Source organism: Klebsiella sp. TF21-TM (assembly GCF_019753495.1).
GTDB classification, from domain to species: domain Bacteria; phylum Pseudomonadota; class Gammaproteobacteria; order Enterobacterales; family Enterobacteriaceae; genus Klebsiella; species Klebsiella quasipneumoniae.
Map to the genome: position 1 here is coordinate 21,934 of NZ_JAIJYL010000017.1, position 22,306 is coordinate 44,239.

The following is a 22,306-nucleotide window of genomic DNA, read 5'->3' on the forward strand; positions in this document are numbered from 1 at the left end:
GCAACGTGGATGGATGGCAGCGCGCCTTTATCCTGCATAGCCGACCGTGGAGCGAAACCAGCCTGATGCTGGACGTCTTCACGGAAGAATCCGGTCGCGTGCGCCTGGTTGCCAAGGGCGCACGCTCCAAACGCTCGAATCTTAAAGGCGCTTTACAGCCCTTTACCCCCTTGCTGGTTCGCTTCGGCGGCCGCGGCGAAGTCAAAACCCTGCGCAGCGCGGAAGCTGTCTCGCTGGCGCTGCCGCTCAGCGGCATCACCCTCTACAGCGGTCTTTACGTTAACGAGCTTATCTCCCGCGTGCTTGAGCACGAAACGCGCTTCTCCGAACTCTTTTTTGACTATCTGCACTGCATTCAGGCGCTCGCCGGGGCCAGCGGCTCGCCGGAGCCTGCGCTGCGGCGCTTTGAGCTGGCGCTGCTCGGACACCTGGGCTATGGCGTGGATTTTCTCCACTGTGCCGGGAGCGGCGAGCCGGTGGACGACACCATGACCTACCGCTATCGCGAAGAAAAAGGCTTTATTGCCAGCCTGGTGATTGATAACAACACGTTTACCGGGCACCATTTGAAAGCGTTGGCGAGTCGCGAGTTTCCTGATGTTGATACGTTGCGCGCCGCGAAGCGCTTTACCCGTATCGCCCTGAAGCCCTATCTCGGCGGCAAACCGCTCAAGAGCCGGGAATTGTTTCGCCAGTTTATGCCCGCGCGAAAGGCGCGAGCGGATAATACGAATAATGATTAACGAGGATAGTCATGGCTGAATTATTGTTAGGGGTCAATATTGACCATATCGCGACCTTGCGTAACGCCCGCGGCACCGCTTACCCGGATCCGGTTCAGGCGGCTTTCATTGCCGAACAGGCCGGCGCCGACGGCATAACCGTGCATCTGCGCGAAGACCGCCGCCATATCACCGATCGCGATGTGCGTATCCTGCGCCAGACGCTGCACACCCGCATGAACCTTGAAATGGCGGTCACCGAAGAGATGCTGACGATCGCCTGCGAAACCAAACCGCATTTCTGCTGCCTGGTGCCGGAGAAGCGTCAGGAAGTGACCACCGAAGGCGGACTGGACGTGGCCGGCCAGCGCGACAAGATGCGTGATGCCTGTCAACGCCTGGCGGATGCTGGCATCCAGGTCTCCCTGTTTATCGATGCGGATGAAGCGCAGATCAAAGCGGCAGCTGACGTTGGCGCGCCCTATATCGAAATCCACACCGGCTGCTATGCCGATGCTAAAACCGACGCCGAGCAGGCGAAGGAGCTGGAACGTATTGCCAAAGCGGCCACTTACGCCGCCAGCCTCGGCCTGAAGGTCAATGCGGGTCACGGTCTGACCTATCACAACGTGAAAGCGATTGCTGCGCTGCCGGAAATGCATGAGCTGAATATCGGCCACGCGATTATTGGCCGGGCGGTAATGAGCGGCCTGAAAGAGGCGGTGGCGGAAATGAAACGTCTGATGCTGGAAGCGCGCGGCTAATGGCCATCCTCGGGCTGGGTACCGACATCGTCGAGATCGCCCGCATCGAGGCGGTGATCGCCCGCAGCGGCGATCGCCTTGCCCGCCGGGTGCTGAGCGACCATGAATGGAGCATCTGGGAGCAGCACCAGCAGCCGGTGCGTTTCCTGGCGAAACGCTTTGCGGTCAAGGAAGCGGCGGCGAAAGCGCTGGGGACCGGGATCCGCAACGGGTTGGCCTTTAATCAGTTCGAAGTTTACAACGATGAGCTGGGCAAGCCGAAGCTGCGGCTATGGGGTGAGGCGCAACGGCTGGCGGAACGACTGGGGGTGAGCCATATTCATGTCACGCTCGCCGATGAGCGCCATTACGCCTGCGCCACGGTGATTGTCGAAAGCTAAGCCGGGAAGCGGTTAAATTTTATCCGCGTGGTGCATCAGGACGAATTTATCCCACAGCTGTTCTTCATTCTCGACGTGTGCCGGATCTTTCAGAATGGTATTTGGGATCGGGCACACCTTCTGGCAGGTGGGCGTGTCGTAATGGCCCACGCATTCGGTGCAGCGGTCGCTGTTAATTTCATAAATGCTGTCACCCATCGAAATGGCCTCATTAGGGCACTCCGGCTCGCACATATCGCAGTTGATGCATTTTTTGGTAATTAACAGCGCCATCAGGAAAATCTCAGAAACAACACAAACAGGGCGGGCATTATACGCCCATTTTCTGCTCAGACCAGCTTTTTCACCAGCGCTTCGCTATGGCGAATGCGCTCCGGCGCCCGCTCCAGATCCTGCTGCACCAGCCCCATAAACAGCAGGTCGGTGAGCATCATTTGCGCGCTGGTGGAAGAGATGGCCGCGCTGCGCGTCGCCTGCTCTTCGGCGATGGTGTACAGGCAGTGGGTCGCCTGCTGCTGCAGAGCGTTAGGGCTAAAGCCGGTGATCGCCAGGATCCTGGAGCCCACGCGCAGCGCTTCACCGGCCGCCATATTGATCTCCCGACGCTCGCCGGAGTAAGAGATCGCCAGCAGCAGATCGTCGCTGGACATGGCCTGCACCGTCGCCAGCAGGGCGTGCATATCCTGCTCCGAAACAGCATTAACGCCGATCTTCATCAGCTTCCAGCTAAAGTTACGCGCTACCAGGCCGGACGCGCCAATCCCGGTGACGATCACCCGCCGGGCGTTGCGCAGCAGCGTGACGGCTTCCCGCAGCGTCTCTTCAGTGTTGACGTCCAGCGAGGCATGCATGGCGGCGACATTGTCTTTAATGAGTTTCTCGCCCACCAGACGCAGCGGGTCGTCACCGCGAATGTGGTTATGTACCGGAACGGAGTGCGGATCCGGGCTGCTGGCCAGCGCTTCACTCAGCGCCAGCTTCAGCGCCGGAAAGCCTTTGAACCCCAGTTTCTGGGCAAATTTAACCACGCTGGACTGACTCACACCGGCTTCCACCGCCAGCTGTTGCGAGCTGAGGTGCCGGGTGTCATCGGGTTGGCTCAGAATAAAATCGGCCAACTTTTTGTCGCTCGCCGCCAGGGTGGGATAGCGCTGACGAATACGCGTTAAACAGTTCATTGGAGCTCCGCTGGAGCCGTCCGGCTCGTGTCTGACAGAATTTTTATTCGATTATAAGGGGTATACCACGAATTAAAAATTCATAAGCCACAATTTTTCCTTCGCCTGCTAATTTAATTCTTCCTTAACGGCAGGGATGTTTTCCCTCTTCTTGGCATAAGACTGTTAAGCTTACCCTAACGAGAAGCGAATCCTGAGAGAAGGAGGCAGTTTGCAGCACAGTGAACGGAGAGTGGTGTTTTTCGATCTGGACGGAACCTTGCATCAACAGGATATGTTCGGCAGTTTTCTGCGCTACCTGCTGCGCCATCTGCCGCTGAACCTGCTGCTGGTGGTGGCGATGGGGCCGGCGATCCTTGCCGGGCTGGCGGTGTGCGGGCGGGCGGCGCGCTGGCCGATGAGCCTGCTGCTGTGGGCGTCAACCTTTGGCCGTCGCGAGGCGGTACTGAAGCGGCTGGAAGCGGAGTTTGTCGGCTGGTTTCGTCATCATGTGACGGCGTTTCCGGTGGTTCATGCGCGGCTGACGGCCTACCTGACCAGTACCGATGCCGACGTCTGGTTGATCACCGGCTCGCCGCAGTCGCTGGTGGAACAGGTCTATCGCGATACCCTCTGGCTGCCGAGGGTGAATCTGATAGCCAGCCGCACCGCGCGCCGCTGGGGCGGCTGGGTATTGACCCTGCGCTGCCTGGGCCATGAAAAGGTGGTGCAGCTGGAGAAAAAGATTGGCGCTCCGCTGCAGCTGTATAGCGGCTATAGCGATAGCGAGCAGGATAACCCATTGCTCGGCTTTTGCCAGCATCGCTGGCGGGTCACCCCGCAGGGAGAGCTGCAGCAACTGGAGTAATAGTGTGTAATTGATAGCTCCCATGTATAATGCGCCCCGCTTTTTCTGCTGGAGTGGCCGCTGTGTCTGACCTCGAACTCAATGATGAATACTGGATGCGTCATGCCCTGACGCTGGCGAAGCGCGCCTGGGAAGAGGGCGAGGTGCCGGTGGGCGCGGTGCTGGTGCATAACAATCAGGTCATTGGCGAGGGCTGGAACCGGCCGATAGGCCGTCACGACCCCACCGCCCATGCGGAAATTATGGCCTTACGCCAGGGCGGGCTGGTGCTGCAAAACTATCGCCTGATCGACGCCACGCTGTACGTGACCCTCGAGCCCTGCGTGATGTGCGCGGGCGCGATGGTGCACAGCCGTATCGCCCGCCTGGTGTTTGGCGCCAGGGATGCCAAGACCGGCGCCGCCGGCTCGCTGATGGATGTTCTGCACCACCCGGGAATGAACCATCGGGTTGAGATTAGCGAAGGCGTGCTGGCGGGATCCTGCTCTGCCATGCTGAGCGACTTCTTCCGCTGGCGGCGGGAAGAGAAAAAAGCGCTGAAGAAAGCCCGGGAGCAGAACGGGGAAAGTTAATACAGGTGGCCGGGGAGTTTCATCCGGGCATTATCCATCTGTTTATCGGCGCGAAACTTGAAAAAGGGCAGGGTGGTCTCCTGCGGCTGTTCGAGCTCATTGGGGAGCACCGCCGGGTAATCCTCCGCCAGGGCCAGCGTTTGCTGCTGCTGGCGCTCCTTTTCTGACAAATAGCCGACAAGGCTTATCTGATATTTGCGGATGTTTTCCACATAGGCGTAGGCCTCATGGCCGCGGGCATAGCCGTATTTAAGTTTGCTGTAATAGGGTTTCTGGCTCAGCAGGGGTAAACGCAGCTTAACGTCTGCCCAGCTGTTGGGATTGCCTTTCTGTTTGCGGGTGAGCGCCATGGCGTCCAGCATATGGGCATAGCCCATATTGTAAGCGGCCAGCGCAAACCAGATGCGTTCATCTTTCGGGATCGAATCCGGCACTTTATCCATCATATCCTGGAGATAGCGCATACCGCCGTCGATACTCTGCGCCGCATCGGTCCGGTCAGTCAGCCCCAGACTCTGCGCCGTATTACGCGTAAGCATCATCATGCCGCGCACGCCGGTAGGCGAGGTGGCCTGCGGATCCCAGTGGGATTCCTGCCAGGCGATGGCGGCCAGCAGGCGCCAGTCGATCTCGCGGGCGTACTTTTCAAACAGCGGCTGCACCTCCGGAAGAATGTTTTCCACCGCGCGCAGGAAGGTGCGGGTATCGACATAATCGAAATCGTTGCCGTGGCCGAGGTACTTCTCTTCCAGGCGCGCCAGGGTGCCGTCTTCATTAATATTGTTGAAGAAATCAAGCATCGCCGCCGACAGCGAATTATCGTCGTCCCGGGCGCTGAACCAGGTGACCGGCTGTTCGTCGGTGATATCGAGGGCTACCGCCAGCTCCGGATGGACGCGCTGGAACAGGCTGACGGCCACCGAGTCGGCGATGGTGTAATCGAGTTTGCCGTCAATCACCGCCTGCATCAGCGCGGTGGTGCCGCGCTTTTCGTCCACGCGCCAGGCAAGATCCGGGTATTTCTCCGCTTTCAGTACCTGCAGGTCGTTGATCGCCACGTGACCCGGGGCGATGGCGAGCTGCTCGGCGGTCAGCGCCGCGAGGCTGCGCGGCCGGGTATTGCCGACGCGATAGACCAGCTGTTGGGAAACGGAGTAGTAGCCAGGGCCGGCCTGGTAGTTTTTCACCCGCTCCTGGTTATAGACCAGCCCGGCGGCCAGCATATCGGCCTGACCGTCGTCGAGGTCGTCAAACAGCTGGCTGATGTTCTGGCGGACGGTTATCTTAAGCGTCACGCCGAGGTAGTCGGCAAACTGCTTCGCCAGTTCGTAGTCCAGGCCGAAGGTTTTATTGTTCATGGTGGCGAAGGTCATCGGCGAGTTGATGGTGCTGATGCGTAGCTCGCCGCGAGCGATAATGCCCGCCACCCGGTTCTCCGGTTTACCGGACCAGGGGATCGACGGCCACAGGGCAGCCGCCAGCAAAAGGGTGACAATGCCGATGAGCAGATAATTAATCTTTAATTTTTTCAGCGCGTTAATCTTCTGCAGCTTCAGGTTCCTCAGCAGGCGATGTCCGGAAAAAACGCAAGGTTGTCGTCGAATGAGCGGCATTCTGCTTAAGAATGCGCCAGTTGGCAACTTATTCGCGATGGACGTCACATTTATTGATAAACAGCATCAATGATTTTATTTCTACGCAAACGGTTTCGTCGGGGCGCAGGATTCACTATAATGACGCCCGTTTCCCCCCCTGGCTCACCCTGAAAGCTTCGAAGACGAGAGACTTATGATGGAAATTTTGCGTGGTTCACCTGCACTGTCGGCATTCCGTATTAATAAACTGCTGGCACGATTTCAGGCGGCCAACCTTCCGGTAAGCGCCATATATGCCGAGTATATTCATTTTGCCGATCTGAACGCCCCGCTGAGCGCTGACGATCGCGAGCGCCTGGCGCGACTGCTTAAGTATGGCCCGAGCTTAAACAGCCATACCCCGACCGGTAAATTACTGCTCGTGACCCCTCGCCCTGGCACCATCTCTCCCTGGTCTTCTAAAGCTACCGATATCGCCCATAACTGCGGCCTGGCTCAGGTTGTGCGTCTGGAGCGCGGCGTGGCGTATTATGTTGAAGCCTCGACCCTGACCGAAGCGCAGTGGGCCGCGGTGGCGGCGGAACTGCACGACCGCATGATGGAGAGCGTCTTCGACGCGCTGGAAGCGGGCGAAAAGCTGTTCGCTCACCATCAGCCGACGCCGGTGACCAGCGTTGACCTGTTGGGCGAAGGGCGTCAGGCGCTGATTGACGCCAACCTCCGTTTGGGGCTGGCGCTGGCAGATGACGAAATTGACTACCTGCAGGACGCCTTTACCCGTCTGGGACGCAATCCGAACGATATCGAGCTGTATATGTTCGCCCAGGCGAACTCAGAGCACTGTCGTCACAAAATTTTCAACGCCGACTGGATCATCGACGGCGAACAGCAGCCGAAGTCGCTGTTCAAAATGATCAAAAACACCTTCGAAAAAACGCCGGACTACGTCCTGTCGGCCTATAAAGACAACGCCGCGGTGATGGAAGGGTCTGAAGTGGGGCGCTATTTTGCCGACCACCAGACCGGACGCTATGACTTCCATCAGGAGCCGGCGCACATTCTGATGAAGGTGGAAACCCATAACCACCCGACGGCCATCTCCCCATGGCCGGGCGCGGCAACCGGCTCCGGCGGCGAAATCCGCGATGAAGGCGCCACCGGCCGCGGCGCGAAGCCGAAAGCGGGCCTGGTGGGCTTCTCGGTTTCCAACCTGCGCATCCCGGGCTTCGAACAGCCGTGGGAAGAAGATTTCGGCAAGCCGGATCGCATCGTCACCGCCCTGGACATCATGACCGAAGGCCCGCTGGGCGGCGCGGCGTTTAACAACGAATTTGGTCGCCCGGCGCTGAACGGCTACTTCCGCACCTATGAAGAGAAAGTCACCAGCCATAACGGTGAAGAGCTGCGCGGCTACCACAAACCGATCATGCTGGCCGGCGGTATCGGCAACATCCGCGGCGAGCACGTGCAGAAGGGCGAGATTACCGTCGGCGCGAAGCTGATCGTGCTGGGCGGTCCGGCGATGAACATCGGCCTCGGCGGCGGCGCGGCGTCTTCCATGGCCTCCGGCCAGTCCGATGCCGACCTCGATTTCGCCTCCGTCCAGCGTGACAACCCGGAAATGGAGCGTCGCTGTCAGGAAGTGATCGACCGCTGCTGGCAGCTGGGCGACGCCAACCCGATCCTGTTTATCCACGACGTCGGCGCCGGCGGTCTCTCCAACGCCATGCCGGAGCTGGTCAGCGACGGCGGCCGCGGCGGTAAATTCCAGCTGCGCGATATCCTGAGCGATGAGCCAGGCATGAGCCCGCTGGAGATCTGGTGTAACGAATCGCAGGAACGTTATGTCCTGGCGGTCGCCCCGGAGCAACTGCCGCTGTTCGACGAGCTGTGCCGCCGCGAGCGCGCGCCTTATGCGGTTATCGGCGAAGCCACCGCCGAGCAGCACCTGAGCCTGAGCGACAGCCACTTTAACGATCAGCCGATCGATCTGCCGCTGGACGTCCTGCTTGGCAAAACGCCGAAAATGACCCGTGACGTGCAGACCCTGAAAGCCCAGGGCAGCGCGCTGGATCGCCAACCGATTACCATCGCCGATGCGGTTAATCGCGTTCTGCACCTGCCGACGGTGGCCGAGAAAACCTTCCTCGTGACCATCGGCGACCGCACCGTGACCGGCATGGTCGCCCGCGACCAGATGGTCGGCCCGTGGCAGATCCCGGTGGCCAACTGCGCGGTCACCACCGCCAGCCTCGACAGCTACTACGGCGAAGCGATGGCGATGGGCGAGCGCGCCCCGGTTGCTCTGCTGGACTTCGCCGCCTCCGGCCGTCTGGCGGTTGGCGAAGCGCTGACCAATATCGCCGCCACGCAGATTGGCGAGCTGAACCGCGTGAAGCTGTCGGCTAACTGGATGGCCGCCGCCGGCCACCCGGGCGAAGACGCGGGTCTGTATGAGGCGGTGAAAGCGGTGGGCGAAGAGCTGTGCCCGGCGCTGGGCCTGACCATTCCGGTCGGCAAAGACTCAATGTCGATGAAAACCCGCTGGCAGGAAGGCAGCGAGCAGCGTGAGATGACCTCTCCGCTGTCGCTGGTGATCTCCGCCTTCGCCCGTGTCGAAGATGTTCGTCATACCGTCACGCCGCAGCTCTCGACGGAAGATAACGCCCTGCTGCTGATCGACCTCGGTAAAGGGCACAACGCGCTGGGCGCGACGGCGCTGGCGCAGGTCTATCGCCAGCTCGGCGACAAGCCGGCTGACGTGCGCGATGTCGCGCAGCTGAAAGGCTTCTGGGATGCGATGCAGGCCCTGGTGGCGCAGCGTAAACTGCTGGCCTACCACGACCGCTCCGACGGCGGCCTGCTGGTCACCCTGGCGGAAATGGCCTTTACCGGCCACTGTGGACTGGAAGCGGATATCGCCGCGCTGGGCGACGACCGTCTGGCGGCGCTGTTCAACGAAGAGCTGGGGGCGGTGATTCAGGTCCGCGCCGCAGACCGTGAGGCAGTGGAAGCCATTCTGGCGGTTAACGGCCTGGCGGACTGCGTGCATTACCTCGGTAAAGCGGTCGAGGGCGATCGCTTCGTGCTGACCGCCAGCGGTCAGACGGTGTTTAGCGAAAGCCGCACCACCCTGCGCATGTGGTGGGCGGAAACCACCTGGCAGATGCAGCGTCTGCGCGACAACCCGGCCTGCGCCGATCAGGAGCACGAGGCGAAAGCCAACGACGCCGATCCGGGCCTTAATGTGAAGCTCTCGTTTGATATTAATGACGACGTCGCCGCGCCGTACATTGCCACCGGCGCGCGTCCGAAAGTGGCCGTCCTGCGCGAGCAGGGGGTGAACTCTCACGTTGAAATGGCGGCAGCCTTCCATCGCGCCGGCTTTGACGCCATCGACGTGCATATGAGCGACCTGCTGGCGGGCCGCACCGGTCTGGGCGATTTCCATGCCCTGGTGGCCTGCGGCGGCTTCTCCTACGGCGACGTGCTGGGGGCAGGCGAAGGCTGGGCGAAGTCGATTCTGTTCAACGAGCGCGTGCGCGATGAGTTCGCGACCTTCTTCCATCGTCCGCAGACCCTGGCGCTCGGCGTGTGCAACGGCTGTCAGATGATGTCCAACCTGCGCGAGCTGATCCCGGGCAGCGACCTGTGGCCGCGCTTTGTGCGCAACCAGTCTGACCGCTTTGAAGCGCGCTTCAGCCTGGTGGAAGTGACGCAAAGCCCGTCTCTGCTGCTGGAAGGCATGGTTGGCTCACAGATGCCGATTGCGGTCTCCCACGGCGAAGGGCAGGTGGAAGTGCGCGACAGCGCGCATCTGGCCCAGCTGGAGAGCAAAGGTCTGGTGGCGCTGCGCTTCGTGGATAACTTCGGTAAAGTGACCGAAACCTATCCGGCGAACCCGAACGGTTCCCCGAACGGTATCACCGCGGTGACCAGCGAAAGCGGGCGCGCGACCATCATGATGCCGCACCCGGAACGCGTCTTCCGCACCGTAAGCAACTCCTGGCACCCGGAAAACTGGGGCGAAGACAGCCCGTGGATGCGTATCTTCCGCAACGCGCGTAAACAGCTGGGTTAATCTTCCCGAAGCGTGTCTCGCGAACGTATCGGCCCCCTGCTCAGGCAGGGGGCTTTTTTTTATCTGTGACGGCCAGCACGCCAGGGTGTCGGGAATCACCGACAACTGGCATATTGCAGTGTCGCCAAAAGGCGACACTTAAGTTATTGATTTAAATGATGAGTAACCTGGGGCATATTTAGTGTCGCTAATCGGCGACATCATGGATGAAAAGTATACAGCGCTGGAATGGTTGGATTTTATGGTGAAAGTCATATATATCAACGTGTTAATAAAATGTTTTGAAAGATGGCATAGTTCATGCATAATATTAACCAGTGGCTCATTCACCTTCTTATGTCAGCCCCTTCGGGACGCGCTACATAAACTTCGAATGACGCACAAACAGGTGCCTGCCGTCCAACTCCTGATAACAGCCTGGCTTTATCAGACATCGGGCGAAACGTCGAGTAAGGCACCGCCTCATTTCTCAACAAAGCCAGGCCTTGCGCCTGGCTTTGTTGTTTCTGCGGCGCCGTGGCGACGGGTATCGCTTTTCTCCGCCGCGCTCCTCAGTTAGCATCGACCAGAGCTAATGATTGAGACCACACCCTTGAAGCGACTCTCTCTTTTTCCCCGTTCGCTGCGTCAACTGGTGACGCTCTCCTTTGTGCTGATCCTGCTGCCGTTGCTGGTGCTGGCCTGGCAGGCCTGGCAGAGCCTCAATGCCCTCAGCGCCCAGGCGGCGCATATCAACCGCACTACGCTGGTCGATGCCCGCCGCAGCGAGGCGATGATCAATGCCGCGCTTGAGATGGAGCGCAGCTATCGCCAGTACTGCGTGCTGGACGATCCGACGCTGGCGCGCGTCTATCAAAACCAGCGGCAGCGCTACAGCCAGATGCTGGACGCGCACGCCGGCGTGCTGCCGGACGAGAAGCTCTGGCAGGCGCTGCGCCAGGATGTCAGCGATCTGGCGCAGCTGCAGTGTAACAACAGCGGCCCCGACGCCCAGGCAGCCGCCAGACTGGAAGTGTTCGCCAGTAATAACAGCGACATGGTCCAGGCGACCCGGGCGGTGGTCTATTCCCGCGGCCAGCAGCTGCAGCAGGAGATTGCCGAGCGCGGCCAGTTTTTCGGCTGGCAGGCGCTGGTGCTGTTTCTGCTGAGCCTGGCGCTGGTGCTGCTTTTTACCCGCATGATCATCGGCCCGGTGAAAGGCATCGAAAGAATGATCAACCAGCTGGGGGCTGGGAAGTCGCTGGACGACGCGGCATTGTTTACCGGCCCGCGCGAGCTGCGCTCGGTGGGCAAGCGCATTATCTGGCTCAGCGAGCGCCTGGCATGGCTGGAGTCGCAGCGACATCAGTTTCTTCGCCATCTGTCGCATGAGCTGAAAACCCCGCTGGCCAGTATGCGTGAAGGCACCGAGCTGTTGGCCGACCGTGTCGCCGGGCCGCTGACGCCGGAGCAGCAGGAGATCGTCGAGATCCTCGACAGCAGCAGCCGCAACCTGCAAAAGCTGATTGAACAGCTGCTGGACTACAACCGCAAACAGGCCGACGGCCCGGTAGCCCGGGAAGAAGTGGACCTGGTGGAGCTGGTGGAAAACGTCGTGGCGGCGCACAGTTTGCCCGCGCGGGCTAAACTGATGCATACCGAGCTGGCGCTGCAGGCGCGGCATTGTCTGGCAGAGCCTGCGCTATTGATAAGCGTAATGGATAATCTCTACTCCAATGCGGTGCACTATGGCGCTGAATCCGGTAACATTCGTATCCATAGCTACCGGCACGGAGAGCAGGTGCGTATTGATGTCGCCAACAGCGGCGAACCGATCCCGGCCGCGGAAAAGAATATGATTTTTGAGCCCTTTTACCAGGGGAGTCACCAGCGTAAAGGGGCCGTGAAAGGCAGTGGACTGGGGTTAAGCATCGCCCGCGACTGCGTCCGTCAGATGCAAGGGGAGCTCAGTCTGGTTGACGCCCCCGCCGGGCAGGTCTGTTTTCGCATTACGCTTCCCTCAGCGCCGGAATAATCCAACTAATGAATCGATATCGGGGAACTATGTCCCAATTCCTGGCCTGGCGCCGTTCCCTTAGCGGATGGCTGCTCTCAGGCATTGCTTGTCTGACGCTGGCGGGGTGTTCCGCCGGCTTCTCGCCGCATAGTGCGGAAGGTGCCGCCGCCCCCGGGCAGGCGCAGCATCAGGTGGCCGATTTTGTCGCGGTGGACTGCGCCGATATCTGGGCGCACAGCAGCGATGCCAGCGACAAAAACCCCCTCTACTGGCTGCGGGGCATTGACTGCGCCGATCGTCTCGCGCCGGCGCAGGCGCGAGCGGAGGCGAAACGCCATACCGACGACAGTTGGCAGGACGCGTTCCGCCGCGGCATTCTGCTTGCCGATGCCAAAATTACCCCTGACGAGCGCCGCGAGCTGGTGGCGCGTCTCGACACCTTCAGCCCGCAAATCGCCGTTCAGGTCCGCCCGCTGTATCAGCTCTGGCGCGACGGGCAGACCCGTCAGCTGCAGCTGGTGGAGGAGCGAGCCCGCTACGCGAAGCTTCAGCAGTCCAGCGATAGCGAGCTGGAGACGTTGCGCCAGCAGGAGCAGTCGCTGCGCGAACAGCTGGAGCTGACCACCCGTAAGCTGGAGAATCTGACCGATATTGAACGCCAGCTCTCCAGCCGCAAGCCGGGCGGCAATTTCGGCAGCGAAAAAGTGCCGGAGGTGATCCATGACGATCCGTAAACCGGCGCGTTTGCTGCTGGTGGATGACGATCCGGGGCTGCTGAAGCTGCTGGGCATGCGCCTGATCAGCGAAGGCTATAGCGTGGTCACCGCCGAGAGCGGCCCGGAAGCGCTGCGCGTGCTGGGGCGTGAGAAGGTGGATCTGGTGATTAGCGATCTGCGGATGGATGAAATGGACGGTCTGCAGCTGTTCAGTGAGATCCAGAAGGGGCAGCCCGGCATGCCGGTGATCATTCTCACCGCCCATGGCTCGATCCCCGACGCGGTGGCGGCCACCCAGCAGGGCGTCTTCAGCTTCCTGACTAAGCCGGTTGATAAAGACGCCTTGTATCAAGCCATTGATGAGGCGCTGGAGCAGCGCTCGCCAGCCACCGACGAAGCCTGGCGTCAGGCCATTGTCACCCGCAGCCCGCTGATGCTGCGCCTGCTCGAGCAGGCCGGGATGGTGGCGCAATCCGACGTTAGCGTGCTGATTAACGGCCAGAGCGGGACCGGGAAGGAGATAGTCGCCCAGGCGATCCACAACGCCAGCCCGCGTCATGACAAGCCGTTCGTGGCGATTAACTGCGGCGCGCTGCCGGAACAGCTGCTCGAGTCCGAACTGTTCGGCCATGCGCGGGGCGCCTTTACCGGCGCGGTCAGCAACCGCGAAGGGTTATTCCAGGCCGCTGAAGGCGGTACGCTGTTTCTCGATGAGATCGGCGATATGCCGGTCGCCCTGCAGGTGAAGCTGCTGCGCGTCCTGCAGGAGCGTAAGGTACGCCCGCTCGGCAGCAACCGCGATATCGAGATCAACGTGCGGATCATCTCCGCCACCCACCGCGACCTGCCGAAGGCGATGGCCCGCGGCGAGTTTCGCGAAGATCTGTTCTATCGCCTCAATGTGGTTAACCTGAAGATCCCGCCGCTCTCCGAACGCACGGAAGATATTCCGCTGTTGGCCAACCATCTGCTGCGTCAGTCCGCCGATCGCCATAAGCCGTTCGTTCGGGCGTTTTCCAGCGATGCGATGAAGCGGCTGATGGCCGCCAACTGGCCGGGCAATGTGCGCCAGCTGGTGAACGTGATTGAGCAGTGCGTGGCCCTGACCTCGTCGCCGGTGATCGGCGATGCGCTGGTGGAGCAGGCGCTGGAGGGCGAGAACACCGCCCTGCCGACCTTCGTGGAGGCGCGCAATCAGTTTGAGCTGAACTACCTGCGCAAGCTGCTGCAGATTACCAGGGGCAACGTCACCCACGCCGCGCGGATGGCTGGACGCAACCGCACTGAATTCTATAAGCTGCTGTCGCGCCATGAGCTCGACGCCAACGACTTTAAAGAGTAGCTCCGCAACATAGCGCAAGTTATGATACGGTAAGCAACCGGTTACGCGACTAAGACAGGAACACCATGAAAAAGATTGATGCGATTATTAAACCTTTCAAACTGGATGACGTGCGTGAAGCGCTGGCCGAAGTCGGCATCACCGGGATGACGGTAACGGAAGTGAAAGGCTTTGGCCGCCAGAAAGGGCACACCGAACTCTACCGCGGCGCGGAGTATATGGTGGATTTTCTGCCGAAAGTGAAAATTGAAATCGTGGTGACCGACGATATCGTCGATACCTGTGTGGATACCATCATCCGTACCGCGCAGACCGGCAAAATCGGTGACGGTAAAATCTTTGTCTTTGATGTCGCGCGCGTGATTCGTATCCGTACCGGCGAAGAAGACGACGCGGCGATTTAACGCTCGCCGCTCGCTGCAGTATTGCCGGGTGGCGCTGCGCTTACCCGGCCTACAAATCCCCGCGTCGTCGGGGCTTACAGCACCTTATGCGGCCCGAAGCATTCGTAATGAATGTTGCCGCTGCTCACGCCCAGATCTACCAGCTGCTTCGCGGCAAACTGCATAAACGCCACCGGGCCGCAGAGATAGAACTGCATTTGCGGGTCGCCGATCTTGCCGGCCAGGGCCGTTAAATCCATCAAACCTTCGCTATCAAACGCGCCGGATTCACGGTCCGCTTCGCTCGGGCTGCGGTACCAGACGTGAGATGTAAACTTCGGCAGGGTTTCACCCAGCGTTTTAACTTCGTCCGCGAAGGCGTGCACGTCGCCGTTCTCTGCCGCATGGAACCAGTTCACCTGACCCTGATGGCGGCTCTTCGCCAGCGCATCCAGCATCGCCAGCATCGGCGTTTGCCCGACGCCGCCGGAGAGCAGAGTGACCGGCGTCTGCGGCTCAACGTTAAGGAAGAAGTCCCCGGCCGGCGCCGCGAGATAGACCACATCGCCTTCGCTGGCATGGTTATGCAGCCAGCTGGAAACCTGGCCGCCTTCTTCGCGTTTAACCGCGATGCGGTAGCCCTTGCCGTCCGCTTTGCGGGTCAGGGAGTACTGGCGAATTTCCTGATATTCGAAATCTTCCGGCTTCAGCCAGATGGCCAGATACTGGCCAGGCTGGTAATCGGCGACCGGCTGGCCGTCGACCGGCTCGAGCTCAAAGCTGGTGATAAGCTGGCTGCGCGGGGTTTTCTTCACGATGCGGAACGCGCGGGTCCCTTCCCAGCCGCCGGTTTTACTGGCGTTTTGCTGATAGATCTCGGCTTCGCGGCCGATAAAGACGTTCGCCAGCACGCCGTAAGCTTTCCCCCAGGCATCAAGGACTTCCTGACCCGGGCTGAACATTTCATCGAGGGTCGCCAGCAGATGGCTGCCCACGATGTTGTACTGCTCCGGTTTGATCTGGAAACTGGTGTGTTTCTGGGCGATTTTTTCCACCGCCGGCAGCAGGGCGGGCAGGTTATCGATATTGCTGGCGTAGGCGGCAATGGCGTTGAACAACGCTTCTCGCTGGTCGCCGTTGCGCTGGTTGCTCATATTGAAGATCTCTTTGAGCTCCGGGTTATGCGCAAACATACGATCGTAGAAATGGGCGGTTAATTTTGGTCCAGTCTCTACCAGCAGGGGGATGGTGGCTTTGACCGTAGCGATGGTTTGAGCGTCGAGCATAGCGTGCTTCCTTGTGTGTTACCTTAATGGTGTATTTTAAATGCATCTTAAGTAAATAACCCTGCGTTGTAAATGGTTCTTTAACACTTTCCGCCGTTGCAGTTACAACATGAAGAATTTGCATCACAATCCTGAAAAGAAATCCGTTGATACTGAGAGAGGCGTTATTGCTCAAAGCCTTGTGTCATGCGGAGCCAAACGTTTGCGTAAAATCCTTTGTCAAGACCTGTTATCACAGAATGATTCGGTTATACTGTGGGCCGTTGTCCAATCGGACCGCCTTTTTAGGCCGAAATTTTATTGTTAGCTGAGTCAGGAGATGCGGATGTTAAAGCGTGAAATGAACATTGCCGATTATGATGCCGAACTGTGGCAGGCTATGGAGCAGGAAAAAGTACGTCAGGAAGAGCACATCGAACTGATCGCCTCCGAAAACTACACCAGTCCGCGCGTGATGCAGGCGCAGGGCTCTCAGCTGACCAACAAATATGCTGAAGGATATCCGGGCAAGCGTTACTACGGCGGCTGCGAATATGTCGACGTGGTTGAGCAGCTGGCTATCGACCGCGCGAAAGAGCTGTTCGGCGCTGACTATGCTAACGTCCAGCCGCACTCCGGCTCCCAGGCTAACTTTGCCGTCTACACCGCGCTGCTGCAGCCGGGCGATACCGTGCTGGGGATGAACCTGGCGCAGGGCGGCCACCTGACTCACGGCTCTCCGGTTAACTTCTCCGGCAAACTGTACAACATCATCCCTTACGGTATTGATGAGTCCGGCAAAATTGACTATGACGACATGGCGAAGCAGGCTCAGGAACATAAACCGAAGATGATCATCGGTGGTTTCTCCGCTTACTCCGGTATCGTTGACTGGGCAAAAATGCGTGAAATCGCTGACAGCATCGGCGCATACCTGTTTGTCGATATGGCGCACGTGGCAGGCCTGATTGCCGCTGGCGTGTATCCGAACCCGGTTCCGCATGCTCACGTCGTGACCACCACCACCCACAAAACCCTGGCGGGTCCGCGCGGCGGCCTGATCCTGGCGAAAGGCGGTAGCGAAGAGCTGTACAAGAAACTGAACTCTGCGGTATTCCCAAGCGCGCAGGGCGGCCCGCTGATGCACGTTATCGCGGCGAAAGCGGTGGCGCTGAAAGAAGCGATGGAGCCAGAGTTTAAAGTTTACCAGCAGCAGGTTGCGAAAAACGCCAAAGCAATGGTGGAAGTGTTTCTGAACCGCGGCTACAAAGTGGTGTCTGGCGGTACTGAGAACCATCTGTTCCTGCTGGACCTGGTGGATAAAAATCTGACCGGTAAAGAAGCTGACGCTGCCCTGGGCCGCGCCAACATCACCGTCAACAAAAACAGCGTGCCGAACGATCCGAAGAGCCCGTTCGTAACCTCCGGTATCCGTATCGGTTCTCCGGCAGTGACTCGCCGCGGCTTTAAAGAAGCGGAAGTCAAAGAGCTGGCTGGCTGGATGTGTGATGTGCTGGACAATATCAATGACGACGCGGTCATTGAGCGCGTGAAAGGCAAAGTCCTGGATATCTGCGCCCGCTTCCCGGTTTATGCGTAAGCGATAGCGTTGACATCAAAAAGGCCGCGTTTGCGGCCTTTTTTGCGTCTGGGGATTAGCGGCGGTCGAGCGAAATCGCTCCGGGCCCGGTTACCGCCAGCAGCAGGAAAGCGCCGGCGATGCTGACGTTTTTCCAGAAGTTAATCATGTTCGGCAATACCGCATCGCCAGTCATATCCCAGTAGTGATGGCCAATCACCGCGGTGCCCAGGGTGTAGAAGATAAAGATGACCGCCAGCGGGCGGGTGAAAAAGCCCAGCACAATTAAAATGGCGGCAGGCACTTCCATAATGACGGCGATAATCGCCGCCAGGGTCGGCATCGGCGCGCCGGAGGCGGCCATGTACTGCACCGTACCGTCAAAGCCCAGCAGTTTGGGATAGCCAAAAAGAATAAACAGAACTACCACGGCGATGCGGGCGATAAGCAGTAGCAGAGAGCGGGACGCGCCAAAATCAAAATAGCGGAGTGTGTTCATAATCAGCTCGTTATGAGAGAAGTGTCCTTTAAACGTAATACACGTTTTTGCTTCCCGCCACGTTAGTTCTGGCAACATCCCCGGTCCGCAGAACAACGAAATTACCGCGTTTTTAACGGGACGCTTTCATCGCATAGCGTTTCGGCGTTCACCGCTTGACCACTCTGGATGAGCTTGCGTAGCGTGCGGATCTCGCGACCGTGATTGAGGGTGACCGCGCCGGTTAACACGCCGTCACGCAGCTGGAACCAGATCGCTTTGCGATCGGCGGGCGCTCCCCGACACCACCACTTTTCGCCCTGCATATCGCCAATAAACTGCAGGTTATCTTCGTACTGATCGGTCCAGAACCAGCCTGGCGCCCTGGCGGGGCGTGGTTTGCCAAGCATGGCCGCAGCGGCAATCTGCGCCTGGATATTGGCATTTTCCCAGCTCTCGACGCGCGACAGCGAACCATCTGATTGCCGCGTCAGCGTGACGTCGCCGGCGGCAAAAATAGCCGGGTCCGAGGTCCTGCCGTCGGCATCCACGACGATGCCATTGTCGGTCTCCAGCCCGGCGCGGCGCGCGAGAGCATCGTTAGCCACGATGCCAATGCCATATACGACCGTCCCGGCGCGCAGGGTTTCGCCACTCTGTAAAGTGAGGGTGAGGTGGGTTCCCTGTTCCGCCTGTTCGATGGCGCGGTTCAACAGCACCCGTACCCCGGCCTGGCGATGGCGGGCCAGCAGGTAATCGCGGACCGGCGGCGGGGCGTTGCGACCCATCACCGTCGACGCCTGCTCCACCACCGTGACGCGACAGCCGCGCTGAATAGCGCTGGCGGCCAACTCCAGGCCGATGGTGCCTGCGCCGACGATAACCACCTCGCTCCCTGGCTGCAGCGCCGCGCGCAGACGCGCAGCATCGCCGGCGTGTCGCAGGGTCAGGCAACGTTCCCCCAGCGCGTCGAGCAGCGGCAGCGGCCTGGCGGCGGCTCCGGTCGCCAGCAGCAGTTGTCGCCAGTGAAAGACGCGATTGTCTGCCAGCGTCAGGCTCTGCGCCTGACGATCGATATCGCGCAGCGTCACACCGAGATGCAGCTGGACGTTGTTGTCCTGCCACCAGCTGGCGGGGAGCACCGGCTGTCGCTGCGGATCTGCATCCAGCAGCATCGCTTTCGACAGCGGCGGGCGCTCATACGGTAAATGGGGTTCATCAGAAAACAGGTGCAGGGGACCCTGGTAACCCTGCTGGCGGAGGGCCGCGGCGGCCATCGCCCCGGCCTGTCCACCGCCGATAATGGCAATCATCGGTTCGCTCATCATCACTCCTTAAAGGTTTAGTCCGGCGGCGACATGGCGGATCCCGCGGATCCCCAGCCCGCCATCGGCATTGATCATCACCCCGCTCAGCGTCCGATTATTACGTCGGGAAGCCAGCATGACGTACGGGCCGGTGAAATCGACCGGTTCGGGGAAAAACTGCAGTGGCAGGATGGCGGCGATCTTCTCCGCCGTCAGGGAGTGCATTATCGTGGTGTCGCTTTGCCCCAGCGCCTGCGGGCCGCGCAGATCGGTCGCCATCCCGCAGGGACCAACGCCGTTGACCCGCACCTTTGGCGCCAGCTCGTAGGCCAGCTGGCGAATTAAGCCGGTCGCCGCATGTTTGCTGGCGGTGTAGAGCGGGCCGCCGCCGCCCGGATACCAGGCCGCGTTGGAGAGGGTCAGAATAATGCTGCCTTCGCTGGCGATTAATGCCGGGGCGCAGGCCTTAGCGCCGAGCAGATAGCCCAGCACGTTGACGTTGAACAGTTCATGGAAGCCATTCTCCAGCGCCTCCGCCGGGGTGTCCATCAGGGAGGCGTTATGATCCCAGATGCCGGCGTTGCCGATAAAACAGTCCAGACGGCCATAGGTGGTGAGGATCTGATCCACTGCGCGCTGATAATCACCGTAGCGGGTTACGCTGCCTTCCACCGCCAGCACCCGATCGCCAAAGCGCTGGCGCAGGCTGGCGACTTTCGCGCCGGACAGTTCGAGGGTCGCGACCTTCGCCCCCTCGTCAATAAAGCGCTCAATCAGCGCCAGACCCAGGCCGGAACCGCCGCCGGTAATCAACACCACGTTATCGCGTAAATCGCTCATCAGGCCTCCTCAGGAATATCAATAAACACCTCACCGCCTTCCACGTGCACGGTATAGGTGGTCAGCGGCTCGGTGGCGGGCAGACACAGCGCTTTGCCGGTTTTCAGGCAGAAACTGGCGGCGTGTAGTGGACATTCCACCGTCGCGTCGTCTTCCAGGTAGCCTTCGGACATCGACGCGTTGCCATGGCTGCAGCGATCGTTAACGGCATAAAACGCTCCGCCAATATGGAACAGGGCAATAACGGGAGAGGTCTCCAGGCGGAGGGCTTCCCCCTCCGGCAGCTCCACGGTGGAGCAGGCGAATATTCGATTCATCAGAAGAGTACGCTCAGGTTGTGGGACGCGATCACTGCCTGATCGAGCACGATCTCTCGTGCCGTCAGGCGCCACTCGCCGCCAGGCAGACGGCGGACGGTGTCCCTCCGCGTGCCGACGTAGCAGGTCTCGTCACGCTCCTTTTGCGCGCGATATAGCAGATAGTTAAGGCGCACGGCGAAGCGATCCGGTTGTCCGGTTTCGCTGATCTGCAGGTTGCTAATCAGATGGCGGGTGCGGGATGGCGGCTCCTCTGCCCATGCCATGCCGGTCTCCAGGCGAGCAATCCGGCGCTCAAGCTGGTCTTTGTTGTCATTAAAGATCCAGGTGGTCGGCGGCTGGACCCCTTTGCGACGGTCGCGGGTCTGGGCGTTGACGGTCGTGCGCATGGTGTAGCGGATCTCGTCGTCCAGCTGCGTCAGCCAGTCGCGAAACTGCCAGTCGTCCAGCAGACGCGCCTCCTCGTAGAGGAACTGGCTGATGCGGTAGTGCAGTTCAGCAGAGACTAAGGCGCTCATTTCATCACCTCCTGCTGGTAAGCGGCGGTTTTTTCCTGCACTTCCTGCCACGTTTCGCTGCTTAACAGATCGGCCCAGCGCTGGTACATACCGCGGGCGGCAGTTTCGGAAAAGATATAGTTGGTTATCCCCGGAATGCCGTCTGTGCGGCGTTTTTCCTCGCCTAATCCCATCTCCAGACACAGGCTGGTGTGACGCGCCCGGTGTCCTTTCAGCAGTTTTTGAATTTCACACCAGTTTTCCGAGTCATCCTGCTCGAGGAAACCAGCCGGACCAAAGGCGCGCGTGGCGCTGTTTTCGAACGCCGCTTTGACCTCATCGGAGGCGGCTTTATCGGTGAGACAGAATGCCCAGACCTCGACCCGATCCGGTCCTCGCGGGTGCCAGACGCGCAGCGTGGCGGTACCGTTTAGCCACGAGAGGGTCGGGAAGATGTTATTGTGACCTGCGAGGCGCAGGGCGCGGACGGTGCCCAGCCGCTGCTCGGCTTCGGCAAAGGTATCGCGGTAATAGCGGGAGACCTCGCCGTCGACCCAGACGTTAGCGTCCGGCTGTTCGGTGAAGAAAAAGCCGCTGCCGTGCCCCTCCTGACCAAACTGCAGCGCGTCTTTGGCAGTCTCCCACACCGGGCGGGCGGTCTGTCCTTCGCCCAGGCGCTTTTCACTGCCATCATCTTTCGCGCCCAGCACCTGCACCGCCGAGGCGTGGCTGAACAGCGCGTGATACTGGTCGCTGGCGAACTGCTCGGCAGGGAATTTCCAGTTGCAGTCGATGGTCCACTTCTGTACGCCGCCAACGATCTCGGTCCCGCCTTCACGACGGTCGAGGACGCCGTCAAGATACCAGGCCATATCGCCCAGATAGTCACGCAGCGTGGGGGCTGTAGGATCCCAGTTGGCGAAAATAAGGCCTTTGTAACTTTCCACACACGGGACTTCATTAAGCCCCCAGTGGGACTTGCACAGCCCCTGCGGGTAGGCGCGCGGCTCGAGCGGGACGTCGATCAGCTCGCCGTCGATGCCATAAGACCAGCCGTGATAGGGGCAGGTGAAGGCCCGGGTATTGCCGCAGTCGGCGTAGCTCACGCGCATCGCGCGGTGACGACATTGATTTAAAAAGGCTTTAATGCTGCCGTCCTTTTGGCGGACCACCACCACGGCATCTTCACCCATGTACGTGTTAAAGAAATCCCCTGACCGCGGGATCTGGCTTTCATGGGCCAGAAACAGCCAGCAGCGGCCAAAGATCCGCTCCAGCTCAAGCTGATAGATCTCAGGGTCGGTATAGATCCGTGGGGTGACGCGACCGTTTTGCGGGTCGACCAGTTGGTAGACATCGGTTTTCATTTTGATGGTCATTTTTTTCATCCTGTGGGGTAAGAGGTATTGACCTTCTCTTTTTTGTGTCATCCTTATGTTGCTTGTGG

Annotated in this window: 21 protein-coding genes; 11 read left to right on the top strand and 10 right to left on the bottom strand. The window is 59.9% G+C overall.

Annotation, left to right across the window (positions count from 1 at the left end; translation table 11 throughout):
* Positions 1 to 5 precede the first annotated feature (5 nt).
* The 3 genes from recO to acpS are packed head-to-tail and all read left to right on the top strand — an operon-like array spanning position 6 to position 1,866.
* Positions 6 to 743, top strand: a complete 738-nt coding sequence (recO, locus tag K5R89_RS16730; protein WP_087826960.1) for a DNA repair protein RecO — start codon at positions 6 to 8, stop codon at positions 741 to 743.
* Positions 744 to 754: 11 nt separating this feature from the next.
* On the top strand, positions 755 to 1,486 hold the full coding sequence (gene pdxJ / locus K5R89_RS16735) for a pyridoxine 5'-phosphate synthase (RefSeq protein ID WP_023290666.1): 732 nt from the start codon (positions 755 to 757) through the stop codon (positions 1,484 to 1,486).
* Positions 1,486 to 1,866: a holo-ACP synthase gene (acpS, locus tag K5R89_RS16740; protein ID WP_004201835.1), complete on the top strand. Its 381-nt coding sequence runs from the start codon at positions 1,486 to 1,488 to the stop codon at positions 1,864 to 1,866. Before pdxJ ends, acpS begins: the two co-directional genes overlap by 1 nt.
* A 12-nt stretch (positions 1,867 to 1,878) precedes the next feature.
* Here the strand turns inward: acpS and K5R89_RS16745 are convergent, their stop codons facing one another.
* Both K5R89_RS16745 and K5R89_RS16750 read right to left on the bottom strand, forming a co-directional pair.
* Complete coding sequence (locus tag K5R89_RS16745; RefSeq protein ID WP_023290665.1) at positions 1,879 to 2,139, bottom strand: YfhL family 4Fe-4S dicluster ferredoxin; 261 nt, start codon at positions 2,137 to 2,139, stop codon at positions 1,879 to 1,881.
* Positions 2,140 to 2,195: 56 nt separating this feature from the next.
* Positions 2,196 to 3,044 (bottom strand): MurR/RpiR family transcriptional regulator, encoded by an 849-nt coding sequence (locus K5R89_RS16750; RefSeq protein ID WP_023290664.1) that lies wholly within the window; start codon positions 3,042 to 3,044, stop codon positions 2,196 to 2,198.
* 211 nt (positions 3,045 to 3,255) lie between these two features.
* On the opposite strand from K5R89_RS16750, the gene yfhb reads away from it, so the two are divergent.
* Both yfhb and tadA read left to right on the top strand, forming a co-directional pair.
* Positions 3,256 to 3,891, top strand: coding sequence for a phosphatidylglycerophosphatase C (yfhb, locus tag K5R89_RS16755; protein ID WP_017900418.1), 636 nt, complete (start codon positions 3,256 to 3,258; stop codon positions 3,889 to 3,891).
* A gap of 62 nt (positions 3,892 to 3,953) precedes the next feature.
* Complete coding sequence (gene tadA / locus K5R89_RS16760; RefSeq protein WP_023290663.1) at positions 3,954 to 4,463, top strand: tRNA adenosine(34) deaminase TadA; 510 nt, start codon at positions 3,954 to 3,956, stop codon at positions 4,461 to 4,463.
* On the opposite strand, the gene mltF is transcribed toward tadA, so the two are convergent.
* Positions 4,460 to 6,076, bottom strand: a complete 1,617-nt coding sequence (mltF, locus tag K5R89_RS16765) for a membrane-bound lytic murein transglycosylase MltF (RefSeq protein WP_032453733.1) — start codon at positions 6,074 to 6,076, stop codon at positions 4,460 to 4,462. The two genes, tadA and mltF, sit on opposite strands and share 4 nt — an antisense overlap.
* A 175-nt stretch (positions 6,077 to 6,251) precedes the next feature.
* On the opposite strand from mltF, the gene purL reads away from it, so the two are divergent.
* The 5 genes from purL (at position 6,252) to glnB (ending at position 14,597) form a co-directional block, all read left to right on the top strand.
* Positions 6,252 to 10,139, top strand: coding sequence for a phosphoribosylformylglycinamidine synthase (gene purL, locus K5R89_RS16770; protein WP_064157320.1), 3,888 nt, complete (start codon positions 6,252 to 6,254; stop codon positions 10,137 to 10,139).
* A gap of 592 nt (positions 10,140 to 10,731) precedes the next feature.
* On the top strand, positions 10,732 to 12,153 hold the full coding sequence (locus K5R89_RS16775) for a HAMP domain-containing sensor histidine kinase (protein WP_072420910.1): 1,422 nt from the start codon (positions 10,732 to 10,734) through the stop codon (positions 12,151 to 12,153).
* A 29-nt stretch (positions 12,154 to 12,182) separates the two neighbouring features.
* Positions 12,183 to 12,869, top strand: a complete 687-nt coding sequence (gene qseG, locus K5R89_RS16780; protein WP_049013880.1) for a two-component system QseEF-associated lipoprotein QseG — start codon at positions 12,183 to 12,185, stop codon at positions 12,867 to 12,869.
* A complete protein-coding gene (glrR, locus tag K5R89_RS16785) occupies positions 12,856 to 14,193 on the top strand; it encodes a two-component system response regulator GlrR (RefSeq protein WP_050533268.1) in 1,338 nt (445 codons plus the stop codon). Before qseG ends, glrR begins: the two co-directional genes overlap by 14 nt.
* A gap of 65 nt (positions 14,194 to 14,258) precedes the next feature.
* Positions 14,259 to 14,597, top strand: a complete 339-nt coding sequence (glnB, locus tag K5R89_RS16790; RefSeq protein WP_002914032.1) for a nitrogen regulatory protein P-II — start codon at positions 14,259 to 14,261, stop codon at positions 14,595 to 14,597.
* A gap of 74 nt (positions 14,598 to 14,671) precedes the next feature.
* Here glnB and hmpA read toward each other — a convergent pair whose 3' ends face one another.
* A complete protein-coding gene (gene hmpA / locus K5R89_RS16795; RefSeq protein ID WP_048298024.1) occupies positions 14,672 to 15,862 on the bottom strand; it encodes an NO-inducible flavohemoprotein in 1,191 nt (396 codons plus the stop codon).
* Between the two features lie 325 nt (positions 15,863 to 16,187).
* Here hmpA and glyA point away from each other — a divergent pair, with 325 nt between their 5' ends.
* A complete protein-coding gene (gene glyA, locus K5R89_RS16800; RefSeq protein WP_002914027.1) occupies positions 16,188 to 17,441 on the top strand; it encodes a serine hydroxymethyltransferase in 1,254 nt (417 codons plus the stop codon).
* 55 nt (positions 17,442 to 17,496) lie between these two features.
* On the opposite strand, the gene K5R89_RS16805 is transcribed toward glyA, so the two are convergent.
* The 6 genes from K5R89_RS16805 to hcaE form a co-directional block, all read right to left on the bottom strand.
* Positions 17,497 to 17,919 (bottom strand): DoxX family protein, encoded by a 423-nt coding sequence (locus K5R89_RS16805; RefSeq protein ID WP_023290656.1) that lies wholly within the window; start codon positions 17,917 to 17,919, stop codon positions 17,497 to 17,499.
* 101 nt (positions 17,920 to 18,020) lie between these two features.
* The gene (gene hcaD, locus K5R89_RS16810) at positions 18,021 to 19,223 is read right to left on the bottom strand and encodes a phenylpropionate dioxygenase ferredoxin reductase subunit (protein WP_050533267.1); all 1,203 of its coding nucleotides are present in this window, start codon (positions 19,221 to 19,223) and stop codon (positions 18,021 to 18,023) included.
* A 9-nt stretch (positions 19,224 to 19,232) separates the two neighbouring features.
* The gene (hcaB, locus tag K5R89_RS16815) at positions 19,233 to 20,045 is read right to left on the bottom strand and encodes a 3-phenylpropionate-dihydrodiol/cinnamic acid-dihydrodiol dehydrogenase (RefSeq protein ID WP_087824331.1); all 813 of its coding nucleotides are present in this window, start codon (positions 20,043 to 20,045) and stop codon (positions 19,233 to 19,235) included.
* On the bottom strand, positions 20,045 to 20,362 hold the full coding sequence (gene hcaC, locus K5R89_RS16820) for a 3-phenylpropionate/cinnamic acid dioxygenase ferredoxin subunit (RefSeq protein ID WP_044524356.1): 318 nt from the start codon (positions 20,360 to 20,362) through the stop codon (positions 20,045 to 20,047). Before hcaC ends, hcaB begins: the two co-directional genes overlap by 1 nt.
* A complete protein-coding gene (gene hcaF / locus K5R89_RS16825; protein WP_048336306.1) occupies positions 20,362 to 20,880 on the bottom strand; it encodes a 3-phenylpropionate/cinnamic acid dioxygenase subunit beta in 519 nt (172 codons plus the stop codon). The genes hcaC and hcaF overlap by 1 nt, the downstream gene beginning before the upstream one ends.
* Positions 20,877 to 22,238 (bottom strand): 3-phenylpropionate/cinnamic acid dioxygenase subunit alpha, encoded by a 1,362-nt coding sequence (gene hcaE / locus K5R89_RS16830; protein ID WP_044524354.1) that lies wholly within the window; start codon positions 22,236 to 22,238, stop codon positions 20,877 to 20,879. Before hcaE ends, hcaF begins: the two co-directional genes overlap by 4 nt.
* Between the last annotated feature and the right edge of the window lie 68 nt (positions 22,239 to 22,306).

Coding starts and splice junctions, on each gene's coding strand:
- pdxJ (WP_023290666.1), top strand. CDS start 755: ATGGCTGAATTATTGTTAGGGGTCAATATTGACCATATCGCGACCTTG.
- acpS (WP_004201835.1), top strand. CDS start 1,486: ATGGCCATCCTCGGGCTGGGTACCGACATCGTCGAGATCGCCCGCATC.
- K5R89_RS16745 (WP_023290665.1), bottom strand. CDS start 2,139: ATGGCGCTGTTAATTACCAAAAAATGCATCAACTGCGATATGTGCGAG.
- K5R89_RS16750 (WP_023290664.1), bottom strand. CDS start 3,044: ATGAACTGTTTAACGCGTATTCGTCAGCGCTATCCCACCCTGGCGGCG.
- mltF (WP_032453733.1), bottom strand. CDS start 6,076: ATGCCGCTCATTCGACGACAACCTTGCGTTTTTTCCGGACATCGCCTG.
- purL (WP_064157320.1), top strand. CDS start 6,252: ATGATGGAAATTTTGCGTGGTTCACCTGCACTGTCGGCATTCCGTATT.
- qseG (WP_049013880.1), top strand. CDS start 12,183: ATGTCCCAATTCCTGGCCTGGCGCCGTTCCCTTAGCGGATGGCTGCTC.
- glrR (WP_050533268.1), top strand. CDS start 12,856: ATGACGATCCGTAAACCGGCGCGTTTGCTGCTGGTGGATGACGATCCG.
- glnB (WP_002914032.1), top strand. CDS start 14,259: ATGAAAAAGATTGATGCGATTATTAAACCTTTCAAACTGGATGACGTG.
- hmpA (WP_048298024.1), bottom strand. CDS start 15,862: ATGCTCGACGCTCAAACCATCGCTACGGTCAAAGCCACCATCCCCCTG.
- glyA (WP_002914027.1), top strand. CDS start 16,188: ATGTTAAAGCGTGAAATGAACATTGCCGATTATGATGCCGAACTGTGG.
- K5R89_RS16805 (WP_023290656.1), bottom strand. CDS start 17,919: ATGAACACACTCCGCTATTTTGATTTTGGCGCGTCCCGCTCTCTGCTA.
- hcaD (WP_050533267.1), bottom strand. CDS start 19,223: ATGAGCGAACCGATGATTGCCATTATCGGCGGTGGACAGGCCGGGGCG.
- hcaB (WP_087824331.1), bottom strand. CDS start 20,045: ATGAGCGATTTACGCGATAACGTGGTGTTGATTACCGGCGGCGGTTCC.
- hcaC (WP_044524356.1), bottom strand. CDS start 20,362: ATGAATCGAATATTCGCCTGCTCCACCGTGGAGCTGCCGGAGGGGGAA.
- hcaF (WP_048336306.1), bottom strand. CDS start 20,880: ATGAGCGCCTTAGTCTCTGCTGAACTGCACTACCGCATCAGCCAGTTC.
- hcaE (WP_044524354.1), bottom strand. CDS start 22,238: ATGACCATCAAAATGAAAACCGATGTCTACCAACTGGTCGACCCGCAA.